The 13,032-nt window shown below is 72.3% G+C and carries 11 protein-coding genes; 3 read left to right on the forward strand and 8 right to left on the reverse strand.

What is annotated here, in order from left to right; all coding sequences use genetic code 11:
• Nucleotides 1-131: 131 nt before the first annotated feature.
• The 5 genes from ACFV9W_RS25225 to ACFV9W_RS25245 all read right to left on the reverse strand — a co-directional run bounded on the left by ACFV9W_RS25225 (nucleotide 132) and on the right by ACFV9W_RS25245 (nucleotide 5,768).
• Nucleotides 132-1,634 (reverse strand): aldehyde dehydrogenase family protein, encoded by a 1,503-nt coding sequence (locus ACFV9W_RS25225; RefSeq protein ID WP_385764665.1) that lies wholly within the window; start codon nucleotides 1,632-1,634, stop codon nucleotides 132-134.
• 252 nt (nucleotides 1,635-1,886) lie between these two features.
• Nucleotides 1,887-2,879: a malate dehydrogenase gene (locus ACFV9W_RS25230; protein ID WP_385764667.1), complete on the reverse strand. Its 993-nt coding sequence runs from the start codon at nucleotides 2,877-2,879 to the stop codon at nucleotides 1,887-1,889.
• Between the two features lie 277 nt (nucleotides 2,880-3,156).
• Entirely contained in the window at nucleotides 3,157-4,200 is a 1,044-nt protein-coding gene (locus tag ACFV9W_RS25235; RefSeq protein ID WP_385764669.1) for a DUF2690 domain-containing protein, read from the reverse strand.
• A gap of 265 nt (nucleotides 4,201-4,465) precedes the next feature.
• Nucleotides 4,466-4,888, reverse strand: coding sequence for a DUF3017 domain-containing protein (locus ACFV9W_RS25240; protein WP_385764692.1), 423 nt, complete (start codon nucleotides 4,886-4,888; stop codon nucleotides 4,466-4,468).
• A 16-nt stretch (nucleotides 4,889-4,904) separates the two neighbouring features.
• Entirely contained in the window at nucleotides 4,905-5,768 is an 864-nt protein-coding gene (locus ACFV9W_RS25245) for a bifunctional methylenetetrahydrofolate dehydrogenase/methenyltetrahydrofolate cyclohydrolase (protein WP_385764671.1), read from the reverse strand.
• Nucleotides 5,769-6,071: 303 nt separating this feature from the next.
• Between ACFV9W_RS25245 and ACFV9W_RS25250 the strand changes: the two genes are divergently transcribed.
• The gene (locus ACFV9W_RS25250; RefSeq protein WP_385764673.1) at nucleotides 6,072-6,809 is read left to right on the forward strand and encodes an RDD family protein; all 738 of its coding nucleotides are present in this window, start codon (nucleotides 6,072-6,074) and stop codon (nucleotides 6,807-6,809) included.
• A 105-nt stretch (nucleotides 6,810-6,914) separates the two neighbouring features.
• Here the strand turns inward: ACFV9W_RS25250 and purH are convergent, their stop codons facing one another.
• Both purH and purN read right to left on the reverse strand, forming a co-directional pair.
• The gene (gene purH, locus ACFV9W_RS25255; protein ID WP_385764675.1) at nucleotides 6,915-8,474 is read right to left on the reverse strand and encodes a bifunctional phosphoribosylaminoimidazolecarboxamide formyltransferase/IMP cyclohydrolase; all 1,560 of its coding nucleotides are present in this window, start codon (nucleotides 8,472-8,474) and stop codon (nucleotides 6,915-6,917) included.
• Nucleotides 8,471-9,091 (reverse strand): phosphoribosylglycinamide formyltransferase, encoded by a 621-nt coding sequence (gene purN / locus ACFV9W_RS25260; RefSeq protein WP_385764677.1) that lies wholly within the window; start codon nucleotides 9,089-9,091, stop codon nucleotides 8,471-8,473. Before purN ends, purH begins: the two co-directional genes overlap by 4 nt.
• A gap of 292 nt (nucleotides 9,092-9,383) precedes the next feature.
• On the opposite strand from purN, the gene ACFV9W_RS25265 reads away from it, so the two are divergent.
• Nucleotides 9,384-10,166 carry a hypothetical protein gene (locus tag ACFV9W_RS25265; RefSeq protein ID WP_385764679.1) on the forward strand — a complete coding sequence of 261 codons (783 nt, stop codon included), beginning with the start codon at nucleotides 9,384-9,386 and terminating at the stop codon, nucleotides 10,164-10,166.
• Between the two features lie 42 nt (nucleotides 10,167-10,208).
• Here the strand turns inward: ACFV9W_RS25265 and ACFV9W_RS25270 are convergent, their stop codons facing one another.
• Nucleotides 10,209-11,591 carry a DUF6350 family protein gene (locus ACFV9W_RS25270; protein ID WP_385764681.1) on the reverse strand — a complete coding sequence of 461 codons (1,383 nt, stop codon included), beginning with the start codon at nucleotides 11,589-11,591 and terminating at the stop codon, nucleotides 10,209-10,211.
• A gap of 122 nt (nucleotides 11,592-11,713) precedes the next feature.
• Here ACFV9W_RS25270 and ACFV9W_RS25275 point away from each other — a divergent pair, with 122 nt between their 5' ends.
• The gene (locus tag ACFV9W_RS25275; RefSeq protein WP_385764683.1) at nucleotides 11,714-12,889 is read left to right on the forward strand and encodes a helix-turn-helix domain-containing protein; all 1,176 of its coding nucleotides are present in this window, start codon (nucleotides 11,714-11,716) and stop codon (nucleotides 12,887-12,889) included.
• The last annotated feature ends 143 nt before the right edge of the window (nucleotides 12,890-13,032 follow it).

Consider the following 13,032-nt stretch of genomic DNA (forward strand, 5'->3'; position numbering starts at 1 on the left):
TTTGTCGTTTGGGGTTTTGTTTTCATTCATTGGGTCGGAAAACACCCTCGTGTTTCCTTGGGGCTTGCCTTATTGGGGGGGTTACGGGGCGGGGGGGGGGGGGGTCGGCCCACGGGGCCGACCCGTCGGTGTCAGCCCGCGAACCAGCGGACCGGCTTGGGCGCCAGGTTCTGGTAGACGTGCTTGCTCTCGCGGTACTCGGCGAGGCCCGCGGGGCCCAGCTCGCGGCCCACGCCGCTCTTTCCGAAACCGCCCCACTCGGCCTGCGGCAGGTAGGGGTGGAAGTCGTTGATCCAGACGGTGCCGTGACGCAGGCGGCGGGCCATGCGGCGGGCGCGGCCCGCGTCGGTGGTCCACACGCCGCCGGCGAGGCCGTACTCGGTGTCGTTGGCGAGCTCGACGGCCTCGTCCTCGGTGCGGAACGTCTCGACGGTGAGGATCGGCCCGAAGGTCTCCTCGCGGACGACGCGCATCTCACGGTGGCACTGGTCGAGGACGGTCGGCTCGTAGAAGTAGCCGGTGGCGGGCCGGGCGTCGGAGGCCTCGGGGCGCTTGCCGCCGCAGCGCAGCACGGCACCCTCGGCGAGCGCGGAAGCGACGTAGTCCTCGGTCTTGGCGCGCTGCTGCTCGCTCACCAGCGGGCCGCACTCGACGTTGTCCTCGGTACCGCGGCCGAGGCGGATCTTCTCGGCGCGGCGGGCGAGCTCGGCGACGAAGCGCTCGCGGACGGACTCCTCGATGATGAGGCGGGAGCCGGCGGAGCAGACCTGGCCGCTGTGGATGAAGGCGGCGTTGAGCGCCTGGTCGACGGCGGTGTCGAAGTCCTCTTCGGTCTCGCAGGCGTCGGCGAAGACGACGTTCGGGTTCTTGCCGCCGAGCTCCAGGGCGACCTTCTTGACGTCCGCCGCGGCGGCCTGCGCGACCTTGGTGCCGCTGACCAGGCCACCGGTGAAGGAGACGAGGTCGACGTCGGGGTGGTCGGCGAAGCGGGCGCCGACGGTGGCGCCGGGGCCGGTCACGATGTTGGCGACGCCCTGCGGGAGCCCGGCCTCGACCAGCAGCTCGACGAGGACGACCGTCGTCAGCGGCGTGATCTCGCTCGGCTTGATGACGAAGGTGTTGCCTGCGGCGAGCGCCGGGGCGATCTTCCAACTCGCCTGCAGGAGCGGGTAGTTCCACGGCGTGATCATCGAGCAGACGCCGACGGGCTCGTGCACGACGACGCTGTGGATGTCGTCGGAGCCGGCGTCGACGACGCGGCCCGCGCCCTCGCCGATGACGAGGTCCGCGAAGTAGCGGAAGGCGTCGGCGACGCAGTCGACGTCGACGCGGCCCTCCTCGACGGTCTTGCCCGCGTCCCGGCTCTCCAGGAGGCCGATCTTCTCGCGGTCCCGGACGAGGAGGTCGGCGACGCGGCGCAGGAGCGCGGCGCGCTCGGCGACGGGCGTCGTCGGCCAGGGGCCCTCGTCGAAGGCCTTGCGGGCGGCGGCGATGGCGGCGTCCGCGTCCTCGGAGCCGCCCTCGGCGATCACGGCGAACGGCTTGGCATCCGCAGGGTCGAGGATCTCGCGCGTGGCCCCTGCTGCGGCCCCGCGCCACTCTCCGTCGACATGAATGGTGTTCTGCACTGACACGACCTGCTTCGCCTTCCGTTCCGGGAATGTCCCCCGGTCACCGCAAACGCCCTTTCGGCGCTCTCTACGGTGACGATGCAGGCCCCTGCCCGGGGCAGGGGAAAGCATGCGCGAACCATGACCAAAAGTGCCCTGCATCACCGTAGAGCGGGAACGAAACGGGACAAACGAAACCGCCCGTGGCGGGTCGTGATCGACCCGCCACGGGCGGTTCCTGCCCCGCGGGAAGCGGGGCTCAAGCGAGGGCGGAAATCAGATGAGGCCCAGGCCGCGCACGGCCTCGCGCTCGTCCACCAGCTCCTGCACGGACGCGTCGATGCGCGTGCGCGAGAACTCGTTGATCTCCAGGCCCTGGACGATCTCGTACTTGCCGTCCTTCGTGGTGACGGGGAAGGACGAGATGATGCCCTCCGGCACGCCGTACGAGCCGTCCGACGGGATGCCCATGGAGGTCCAGTCACCCTCGGCCGTGCCGTTGACCCACGTGTGGACGTGGTCGATGGCGGCGTTGGCGGCGGACGCGGCGGAGGACGCGCCACGGGCCTCGATGATCGCGGCACCGCGCTTGGCGACGGTCGGGATGAAGTCCTCGGCCAGCCACTGCTCGTCGTTGCCGATGGCCTCGATGGCGGGCTTGCCGGCGACCGTGGCCTGGAAGATGTCCGGGTACTGGGTCGCCGAGTGGTTGCCCCAGATGGTCAGGCGCTGGATGTCGGCGACCGTGGCGCCCGACTTCTTCGCGAGCTGGGTCAGCGCGCGGTTGTGGTCGAGGCGGGTCATCGCGGTGAAGCGCTCGGCCGGTACGTCCGGGGCGGCGGCCTGGGCGATCAGCGCGTTGGTGTTCGCCGGGTTGCCGACGACGAGGATCTTGACGTCGTCCGCGGCGTTGTCGTTGATGGCCTTGCCCTGCGGCTTGAAGATGCCGCCGTTGGCCTCGAGGAGGTCGCCGCGCTCCATGCCCTTCGTACGCGGGCGGGCGCCGACGAGGAGGCCGACGTTCGTGCCGTCGAAGGCGACGTTCGGGTCATCGGTGATCTCGATGCCCTGAAGCAGCGGGAAGGCGCAGTCGTCGAGCTCCATGGCGGTGCCCTCGGCGGCCTTGAGCGCCGGAGTGATCTCCAGGAGACGCAGTTTGACCGGCACGTCCGCGCCGAGCAGCTGGCCGGAGGCGATGCGGAAGAGCAGTGCGTAGCCGATCTGGCCGGCGGCGCCGGTGACGGTGACGTTCACGGGAGTGCGGGTCATGGCGTTCTCCGTAAGGACAGCAGGTCAATTTGATCGATCTCTTGGTATCAAGAGATCCGTTCGTCAGGCTATCGCGCCCGGCCCGAAGGGGAACCACAGGTACATGTGGCCCGGCCCACAGCACACTCTCGCGTACCAAGGCCCGAACACAGGGACGGCCGCCGAGCCCGGGAGAGGTTGGCTCAGGCGGCCGCCGTGGGGGTGCTCCTGCGCGCTCCCGTGGGGGTAGTGCTGCGCCTTCCCCGAAGCGGCGCACCCATGCCCCGTCCGTGCGGAGCTACTTGGTGCAGCCCTTCTGCCCGCTCGAGAGCGTCACGCACGCCTTGGCGTCGGAGGCCGCGTCCACGGCCATCATCGGCGTGTACGCGTCCGTGTCCGAGGCGCTGACCGTGCCCTTCTTCGAGGACGCGGCCCCCTTCTGGAGCTGTACGACGTCCCCGGGCGCCGCGCCCTGGATCCGGCCCCACGCCGCCTTGCACGTCTTGCTGTAGCGGACCTGGACGGTGACGGAGCCGATCACGGCCTCCGTCGAGTTCAGGGCGAGGTCGCCGCCGCAGTTCATGGCCTCGGGGTCCTTGCCGCCGCAGCCCGCGCCCACGCACTTCACGCCCCTGGGCAGTTGGGGCGCGCTCGCGGTCGGCGAGGGCGACTTCTCGGCCTCGGGCTCGCCGCCCTTCCCGTTGAGCACGAAGAAGCCGACGGCGATGATCAGGGCCGCGCCCAGGGCCCCGGCCCCGAACATCAGCAGCCTGCGACGGCCGCCCCCGCCGCCCGGCACCGCGCCCCGCGGGGGTTCCTGCGGGGACAGCACGGGCGCCGGGCCGAACTGGTCCACGCTCGGCGCCGCCGCCTGCTGCGGGATGGTCGGCCTCTTCGCCCCGCCCGGCGCGGCGGCGGGTCCGGGCTGCCTGGGCTCCCTGGCCTGCTTCGCGGGCTTGGCGGGCTTGGCCGGTTTCGTCTGCGTCGCCTGCCCGGGGCCCCCGAACTCGCCCAGCGCGGCCCGCGCCTGGGATATCCGGATGGCCTCCATGGTCATGTCGTGGCGCATCTCGGAACGGCTCCACGCGCGCTCCGCGAGCTCCCACATCGTCGTCAGATGCACGGGATTGGTGCCGGTCACCTCGGCGAGCGCGACGATGGCGCCCTTGGGCGCGAGCAGCCGCCCGTTCAGGTACCGCTCCCACGACGTCTTGCTGTAACCGGTCCGGTCCGCGAGCGCGGCGATCCCCAGGCCGCTGCGGTCCACGAGTCGGCGCAGCTGCCCGGCGAACTCTTTGACCTGTGGGTCGAGTTCATCCGGAAGCGCCTTCCATCGAGGCATATCGCCCTTCCCCCTATTCCCCCCGCGAGCCGTGTTCCCCCGCGCCGCGCGTCGCGCTTCGGCCCCCACTGGCTACCCATTGGGATGCGGGAAACCAGGATGTCAGTTCCCGGTCCGGGGGCGTATGGGGTCATTCGACAGCGTGCAGCGGGCCTTGCGTGCGGAAAACCCCGAGAACGTGCCGGAGATCACCACAAAAGGAGGCGGGGCCTCCAATGTGGAGGCCCCGCCTGTCACTTGGGGTCGTCAGTGGCTCACCGACGGCTCACCGCACCGTGAAGTGCAGCGTGTCCTGAAGAAACGGAAGCTTCAGCCACGGGTCCGGCTGCGCCATCATCGCCAGCAGCACGATGACGAGGCCGAGGCCCGAGCACGTGATCATGTCGGTGAAGCGCGAGCGCACGGCCAGCATCCCGACGTCCGGCAGCAGCCAGCGCAGCACGGCCCCGCCGAGCAGCGCGACGCCGACCAGGATCGTGCCGACGCGGAACAGCCCGAAGGCCGTCAGCAGCAGCCCGAGCGCGGTCACCGAGAGAACGGCGATCAGCGGCCACTGGCGGGCGGGCGCTGGCGCGTTCCCGCCGGCCGCGCGGCCGCCGCCCTCGGGGCGCGCGGTGTCGCGCGTGATCCGCGGGAAGCGCCGGCTGCCGGTCTGCTTCGCGTCCTCGGCGGCACCCTCGGCGCCCATGGCGGCGCCCGCCGCGTCAGCCGACACCGTTCGCGTCCCGTTCGGCGGCCTCGACCACGTTCACGAGGAGCTGGGCGCGGGTCATCGGTCCCACGCCGCCCGGGTTCGGCGAGATCCAGCCGGCGACCTCGGTCACGCCCGGGTGGACGTCGCCGACGATCTTGCCGTTCTCGTCGCGCGAGACGCCGACGTCGAGCACGGCGGCGCCCGGCTTGATGTCCTCGGGCTTGATGAGGTGCGGCACGCCCGCGGCGGCCACGACGATGTCGGCCCGCTTGAGGTGGGCGGACAGGTCGCGGGTGCCGGTGTGGCACTGCGTCACGGTCGCGTTCTCGGACTTGCGGGTGAGCAGCAGCGGCATCGGACGGCCGATGGTGACACCGCGGCCGACGACGACGACCTCCGCGCCCTTGATCTCCACGCCGTGCTTGCGGAGCAGCGTGATGATGCCGTACGGGGTGCAGGGCAGCGGCGCCGGCTCGTTGAGGACGAGGCGGCCGAGGTTCATGGGGTGCAGGCCGTCGGCGTCCTTGTCCGGGTCCATCAGTTCCAGGACGCGGTTCTCGTCGATGCCCTTTGGCAGCGGGAGCTGGACGATGTAGCCGGTGCAGGCCGGGTCCTCGTTGAGCTCGCGGACGACGGCCTCGATCTCCTCCTGCGTGGCCGTCGCGGGCAGCTCGCGCTGGATCGACGCGATGCCGACCTGCGCGCAGTCACGGTGCTTGCCCGCTACGTACTTCTGGCTTCCGGGGTCCTCCCCTACGAGGATCGTGCCGAGGCCCGGCGTGACCCCCTTCTCCTTCAGCGCCGCCACGCGGGCGGTCAGCTCGGACTTGATCGCGGCTGCGGTGGCCTTGCCATCGAGAATCTGGGCGGTCATGGCGTCATTCTCGCAGGGGGGTGTGGCATGGCCCAAGTTCGCCCCTGGCCGGTTCTCGTACCTTTGCTTGACAACGCACTCTTCCGGGCGCCCCACATTGCACTTGCACAACAAGTACACCCGTCGGCTGGACAGCCTTCCCGCGCGCGCGGGAACATGACCGGTGCATTGCCGCGGGAGTGACTGGGAGGCGGCGGCAGGGGGCAGCTCGGGGGAGTCCGTTTACTCGCGCGGCCAGGTACCTGGCCCGTTCCTCTTCGCTGTCCGCGTCGTCCCCGCGTAGTCAACGGAGGAACACGCGCCATGAGTTTCGGCGATCCGAACAATCCTTACGGCCAGCAGCCCCAGCAGCCGCCGCAGAACCCTTACGGCCAGCAGCCGCCCCAGCCGGGCCCGTACCCCCAGCAGGCGCCGCAGGGCGTCCCGCCGCAGCAGGGCTACGGCTATCCCCAGCAGCAGCCCGCGCAGCCCTACGGCTACCCGCAGCAGCAGGGCCAGCAGTACGGCGCGTACCCGCAGGGTCCCGGCGGGCACTTCCCGCAGGCGGGTCCCGGCGCCCCGGCGTCGATGGGGCGGCGCCTGGGTGCCCGTCTGATCGACAGCGTGCTGATCGGCATCATCGCGTCGATCCTGACGTTCGCCGGCATCATCGGCTCGGTCTCGTCGGTCCAGGACTGCGACCCGGCCGCGGCCGACTACTCGACCTGCGTCAACGACGCCTCATCGAACGCGGTCGGCGCGTCCTTCGCGGTGATGGGCGCCATCTACCTCCTCGCGTTCCTCTACGAGTGGCTGATGGTCGGCACCGTCGGCGCCACGCTCGGCAAGATGGCCGTCGGCATCCGCGTCGTCAACGCCGAGACCGGTGGCAAGCCGGGCCTCGGTGGCGCGCTCGTGCGCTACCTGATCGTGATCGCGGGCGCCATCGCCTGTGGTATCGGCCAGATCCTGGTCTACCTCTCCCCGTTCTGGGACAAGTCGGGCCGCCTTCAGGGCTGGCACGACAAGGCCGCGAAGACCGCCGTCGTCACGAACTCCTGACGCCGCACGGCATGTGAAAGGGCCCGCCGGTCTCGACCGGCGGGCCCTTCGTCGTGCGCTGCGTCGATCAGCTGCGATCAGCTGCCCGGGATCAGCAGCCGTGGTTCAGTGGAAGAAGTGGCGCGTGCCCGTGAAGTACATGGTCACGCCCGCCTTCTTCGCGGCCTCGACGACCAGCTCGTCGCGGACCGAACCGCCGGGCTGGACCACGGCCTTGACGCCCGCGGCGGTCAGGATCTCCAGGCCGTCCGGGAACGGGAAGAACGCGTCGGACGCGGCGTACGAGCCGCGCGCCCGCTCCTCGCCGGCCCGCTCGACGGCGAGCTTCGCGGAGTCGACGCGGTTGACCTGGCCCATGCCGACGCCGACGGAGGCGCCGTCCTTGGCGAGCAGGATCGCGTTGGACTTCACCGCGCGGCAGGCCTTCCAGGCGAACGCCAGCTCGTCGAGCTCGCCCTGCGAGAGGGCGTCGCCGGTCGCGAGGGTCCAGGAGGCGGGGTTGTCGCCGTCGGCCTGGAGGCGGTCGGTGACCTGGAGGAGTGCGCCGCCGTCGATCTGCTTCGTCTCGACCTTGGCGGACGGGCCGTTCGGGGCCCGCAGCACGCGGATGTTCTTCTTCTTGGTGAGGGCTTCGAGGGCGCCGTCCTCGTAGTCGGGCGCGACGATGACCTCGGTGAAGATCTCGGCGACCTGCTCGGCCATCTCCTTGGTGACCGGGCGGTTCACGGCGATGACGCCGCCGAACGCGGAGAGCGGGTCACAGGCGTGGGCCTTGCGGTGCGCCTCGGCGACGTTCGAGGCGACGGCGATGCCGCACGGGTTCGCGTGCTTGATGATCGCGACGCAGGGGTCCTCGTGGTCGTACGCGGCACGGCGCGCGGCGTCCGTGTCCGTGAAGTTGTTGTACGACATCTCCTTGCCGTGCAGCTGCTCGGCCTCGGCGAGACCGCGCGTGCCGTCGACGTAGAGGGCGGCGCCCTGGTGCGGGTTCTCGCCGTAGCGGAGCACGTTCTTGCGCTCGTACGTGGCGCCGATGAAGTCCGGGAAGCCCGAGTCGTCGGCGGCGGCGTAGTCGTCGGCGAACCAGGAGGCCACGGCCACGTCGTACGAGGCCGTGTGCTGGAACGCCTCGGCGGCCAGACGCTTGCGGGTGGCGAGGTCGAAGCCGCCGTCCTTGACGGCCGCGAGGACACCCGCGTACCGCTCGGGGCTCGTGACGATCGCGACCGACGGGTGGTTCTTGGCGGCGGCGCGGACCATCGAGGGGCCGCCGATGTCGATCTGCTCGACGCACTCGTCGGGGGTGGCGCCGGAGGCGACGGTCTCCCGGAACGGGTACAGGTTCACGATCACCAGGTCGAAGGGCTTCACGCCGAGGTCGGCGAGCTGCTTCTGGTGGTCCTCCAGGCGCAGGTCGGCGAGGATGCCCGCGTGCACCTTCGGGTGCAGGGTCTTCACGCGGCCGTCGAGGCACTCGGGGAACCCGGTGAGCTCCTCGACCTTGGTGACCGGCACGCCGGCGCCCGCGATCCTCCCGGCGGTGGAGCCGGTGGAGACCAGCTCGACGCCCGCCTCGTGGAGCCCGCGCGCGAGCTCTTCCAGGCCGGTCTTGTCGTAGACGCTCACCAGTGCACGGCGGATGGGCCGCTTGTTCTCGGCGCTCACGGGATAACTACCTTTCGTCCCTCAATGCTGAAGCCGTGACGGGCGAGCCGCCCCACGACATCGACGAGCAGCGTGCGCTCGACTTCCTTGATGCGCTCGTGCAGAGCGCTTTCGTCGTCCTCGTCCCGGATCTCGACCACGCCCTGGGCGATGATCGGTCCGGTGTCGACGCCGTCGTCGACGAAGTGGACGGTGCAGCCGGTGACCCTGGCGCCGTACGCGAGCGCGTCCCGCACACCGTGCGCACCGGGAAAACTGGGCAGCAGGGCGGGATGCGTGTTCACGAACCGCCCGCCGAAGCGGGCCAGGAACTCCTTGCCCACGATCTTCATGAACCCCGCCGACACGACCAGGTCCGGCTCGTACGCGGCCGTGGCCTCGGCGAGCGCCTGGTCCCACTCGTCGCGGGTGGCGTGGTCCTTCACGCGGCACACGAAGGTGGGCAGGCCCGCGCGCTCGGCGCGCTCCAGGCCCGCGATGCCCTCACGGTCGGCTCCGACGGCCACGATCTCGGCGCCGTACGCGTCGGTCCCCTGCGCCGCGATCGCGTCGAGGAGTGCCTGCAGATTCGTTCCTGATCCGGAGACCAGCACGACGAGGCGCTTGGCCTTGGCCACGACGGGGCCCTTTCTAGGGGAGCTACGGTGCGCGGTCGGCCTGTGGGGCAGCGTCTTTGTGCGTTCGCATGAACGCTTCGCCTTCCCCGATACGGGGAACCCTACGAAGCGGCCGACCGGCAGCAACGATACCGGCACGGCCGACGGCCCCCACGGGACGGGGGCCGAGGCGCCAGGTAGCGTCGGCGGAACGGAACGCTGAGCGGCCATCGGACGTTGACGTGAAGAACGCGCCACGCCGAGCCGCGCCAGCGGTCCCGTGACCGACGACCTAGGGGAAGACGCACATCTGATGCCGGACCGAAGCCTTCGCCTCACGCTGCCCACCGGCGCCGTCCTGCCGCGCGAAGGCCGACCCACGCCGCCGTCGCCGCCGTCCAAGGAATCGGACGACTCCCGGGACAGCAATCCGTTCGCGCCGCCGGCCGACGACGCGCCCGACAGGCCGTGGCAGCCGCGCCACCCGGAGGGCTCGGACTCCGACTCGGGATCCGGTTCCGGCCAGGGCGGCGGCAGCTCCCCCTGGGGCGGACAGTGGAGCGACCGTCAGCCGGGCCGCGCCCAGGGCGGCCGCTTCGGCGACCGTCCCGGCAACGGCGGGAACGGCGGCCCCGAGGGGCAGAACGGCGGGCAGGGCCCGGGCCCCGGCGGCATGCGCTGGGACCCGACGGACCCGGCCCAGCGCCGCGCACGCTACGCGCTGCTCTCCGGCATGTGGGGCTTCTTCTTCGCCCTGTTCAGCTGGCCGTACGTGGCGCTGCTGCTCGGCGTGCTCGCCCTGTACTGGGGCGCCAGCGCGCTGCGCATGAAGTCCCGCCCGGCGGACCCGGACGCCCCGGCGCCCGCGACGCCCCGCCCCGCGGGCTCCGAGACCGCGCGCCCGCAGACGACGGCGGCGATCAGCGGCCTGGTCACGGGGGCGCTCGCGCTCGCGATGGTGGCGTCGCTGTTCACGGCGAAGCTCGTGTACGCCGACTACTACGAGTGCAAGGCGGACGCGCTGACCAGTGCGGCGCAGAAGTCCTGTGAGGACCTGCTGCCGAAGGAGCTGCGGCCGTTGCTCGGTGAGCGCTGAGGCGGGGTCGCGCTCGCGGGGCTCCGCCCCGGACCCCGCGCCTCAATCGCCGGCGGGGCTCGATGTGTCGAGGCTCGAAGTACGCGGTTCGTCGTCGAAGAAGTCGTAGAGGTCGAAGGGCTCGTCCTTCTGTGCCGTCGGCCGCGGAGGCTCCGGCGGCGTCCCGGGCTCGGGATCGGCCTCGGGCTCGGGATCGGCGGCCCGGTCCTCGCGGGTCCGCCACCACCACGCCACCGATGCCACCGGCAGCCCCACCGCGCAGACCCACCCCGCGGCCACCGCCCCGGTCAGCCACCCCACCGGTCCGAACTCCGCGAGCACCGACCGGCCGAGGGCCCCACCGGCGGCCCCCGCCAGGCACCCCATCACCGCCCCGCACAGCGCTCCCGCCACGGCCACCCCGCCCGCGATCCGCCGCCAGCCCCAGTCCGCCCCGCCGGACAGCACGAACCACGCCACGACCACGCCCGCCACCACGGGAACCACCCCCACGGCCCAGGTGAGCGGCGCCCCGTCCCCGGCCTTCGGCACCGCCACGAGCAGCGGGAACGCGGGCAGCATCGCCGCCCCTGAACTCCCCAGCGGCCCCACGGTGTGCCCGACGCCGAGCACGACCCCGGGCCCGAGCGCGTACGCGGCTCCCCAGATCGCGGCGTTCGGCACGAGCCCCGCGCACAGCAGCAGCACCGCGAGCCGCCCCGACCAGGCCCCCGTGAGCTGCAGGAACGACTCCCGCACCGCTTCCCCGTGCCACACCAGCATCCCGGCCACCAGCAGCGCCCCGCCCGCGAGCAGCGCGAGCACCCCGGCCACCGCCGCCCGCACGGCGACCGGCGCCACCTCCCGTACGAAGCCCGCCGGGACGAGACCCGAAAGGCGGCCCGGCAGCGGCCCGTACGGCCGTCCGTGCGCCGTCCACACCCCGAAGCCCGCCGCGGCCGTCGCGAGCACGACCAGATGCGCCACACAGCTCACCCATGAGGGGCGCAGCTCACCGCCCGCGCAGTAGTACGCGGCCGCGGCGGACACCGACAGATAGCCGACCGCGACCCCGGCCCAGACGCCCGCCACGGACTCCGACTCCTCCGCCGCGTCGCGGGCCGCCCGGTGCACCAGCCACGCGGGCATCGCGAGCAGCAGCAGAGGACTGACTCCCAGCGGGACGGGCACCCCGGACAGGGTGTCCGTTCGGATCACCTCGGCGCCGTGCGCCAGGAGCCACAGCGCGGCGGCGGTGTGCAGGGCGCCGTCGGACCCGCTGTCGGGGAACGGCGAGCTGATCCACAGCACCATCACGAGCACGGCGCACGCCCCGAGGCCGAGGCCCGCCGCGAGGGCCCCGCGCAGCGCGCCTCCGACGGGTCCAGGGGCCCGTTCCCGCAGCCGGGTCACGAGCAGGGGCAACGACTGTCCACGGCCGGTCATTTGGGTCACCGGCCCATGCTCCCAACGACACGCCCTTACTTCGCGCAACAGGCGAAGCGCGGATGTGTCGCACAAGATACGTTTATGTTCTTTTTCGCACGAAAGGGTGTGTGGAGTTCACGATGACGCAGGGCGCAGCCACCCCACTGCCGCCGCCCAAGGAGCGCCGCAGGCTCCGCGAGGCCGGCTCGCTCTCCCGTGACGAGGTCGCCGAACGGGTCGGCGTGACCCGTGAGACCGTCCGCCGCTGGGAGGCCGGACGCACCACTCCAAAGGGTCACAAGCGGGAGGCGTACGCACGACTCCTCGCGGAGCTGACCACCGCCGCTGAGCCGACGACGACGGCGACGACGGCGACGACGGCGACGCCGACGGCCGCACCGACGACGGCGGCACCGACCCTGACGGCCGCCACCGCGATACAGGAACCCGCGCCGCCGGCGGCCGGGTCCACCGCCGTGGCCGTGGCGGAACGGGAGCCCGTCGCGGCGGCGCCCCGTGCCCGTACCGCCGCCGAGGCCTTCGACGCGCTCTACGCGCACGCCGCGCCGTTCCTCGTCCGGCAGACCTATCTGCTCACCGGCCGCCGGATCCTCGCCCGTGAGTCCGTCGAGCGCGCCTTCCAGCAGGCCTGGCAGCAGTGGCCCGAGGTGGCGGTCGACCCGGACCCGGCGGGCTGGGTGCGGGCGGCGGCGTACGAGTACGCGATGTCGCCCTGGCACGGCCTGCGCCCCGGCAAGCAGCGGCCGGAGGCGCCACCCGCCACCCCGGAGGACCGCGAGCTGCTCGGCGCGCTCCTGGACCTGCCGCCCGTCTACCGACGCACGCTGCTGCTGTACGACGGGGTGGGCCTGGACCTGCCGGAGACCGCGGCGGAGACGGAGGCCAGCACGCCGGCCGCCGCCAACCGCATCCTGCACGCCCGTGAGGCGGTCGCCAACCGGCTGCCCGACCTCGCCGTCCCCGAGCAGCTGCACCAGCGGCTCGCGGAGCTTGCGGGCTCGGAACGCCTCGACGCGCCCGTGTCCACGGTGGTGCGCAGCGGCGGAGAGAAGCGCACCCGGTTCTGGACGCGGGCGGCCGTCGCGTTCACGGTCTTCATCATCGGCGCGACGGCGCTGACCGTGCGGGTGGCTCCCACGCACTACGAGCCGGTCCCGGCGCCGGGCTCCCCGATCGCGGGCGTGCCGCCGCTGACGGGCCCCGAGCCGCTGACGCCCGCGGACCTGGAGCTGCGCAAGGAGCTGCGGGAGAAGCTGAGCGGAGGACCCGAGCGGCTCGCGCCCAGCACGGAGTAGCGCAACGCCAGTGGGGCCCCCCCCGGCCCCGGGGGGGCCCCCCGTGGGGGGGTGGGGAGCCGCAGAGCAGAGGTTAAAGCCCGCGGGCGAGGCCCGCGCGGGAGGGGGCGTTACCCCCCAGACGCCCGCGGCCCCGGGGGGCG

The sequence above is a fragment of the Streptomyces sp. NPDC059897 genome (assembly GCF_042730865.1).
GTDB lineage: Bacteria > Actinomycetota > Actinomycetes > Streptomycetales > Streptomycetaceae > Streptomyces.